This is a genomic window from Vibrio sp. 10N.222.46.A1, assembly GCF_041473595.1.
GTDB lineage: Bacteria > Pseudomonadota > Gammaproteobacteria > Enterobacterales > Vibrionaceae > Vibrio > Vibrio tasmaniensis_A.
Genome location: NZ_JBFRSN010001641.1, coordinates 1 through 766 on the forward strand (window position 1 = coordinate 1; position 766 = coordinate 766).

General features: G+C 47.7%; 2 protein-coding genes. Both read right to left on the minus strand.

What is annotated here, in order from left to right; translation table 11 throughout:
* A partial coding sequence (locus AB4496_RS28605) for a glycerate kinase (protein WP_372133471.1) occupies positions 1-141 on the minus strand: 141 nt, incomplete at its 3' end.
* Between the two features lie 45 nt (positions 142-186).
* On the minus strand, positions 187-766 hold a 580-nt coding region (locus AB4496_RS28610), incomplete at its 5' end, for a glycosyl hydrolase-related protein (RefSeq protein WP_372133468.1).

Below are 766 nucleotides of genomic sequence, written 5' to 3' on the forward strand. Positions count from 1 at the left end.
GCCTTCACCACCATCAGCGAGTGGCATTTTCACAAACTCTGCATGAGGGAAAACGTCGGCAAATCCACGCTCAATACAAGACGCAACTTGATGCGCGTCGAGTGATTCTTTAAATGAATCGGGGGCAATTACAATTTTCATTGTCGTTCACCATTCCCGCCCACCAAGATGAGCGGGTGATTGAAATTAGAATTTGACTTGGAATGTTTTTGCTTGGCAAGATGCCAGCTGGCCGAAGTCTTCAGTTGCTACATCACCTTCGCGTACGCGCTCATCCATGCTTGTCTCTTTCCAGCTTGAAACTGCTTGAGTGAACGAAATTGAATCTGACACAGAACCTGTTTCTGCCGGGTTGTAGACACGCATGATCAACGCATCTTCATCTTCCGCTTTCTTCAGTACACTCAGTACCGCACCTGCTTGTTGCTTCGATAACAAGCTGAAGCTCATCGGTAGGTTTTGCTCGCCCACATTCAGCTTCATCGCGTTGTAAGGGATCTTGTTGTAGCATTCGATTTGAGTGACATTGTCACGTGCTTGCGCCATGACGTTCGCGTCAATATGGTTACCAGAGAAACCGCATAGAGTGAATTCACACACTAACTTGCCGCGTACTTGTGAGTCCGGTGTCGGGATCTTGATACCGGAAGGGCGACCCGGACGAAGCAATAACTCTTCTTTACCCAATACACCGATACCGCGGAATAACGTTAGTGCGAACGTATCTCTATTATCGTCGCCTTGCGAAGCAATCACTTCAAATTCA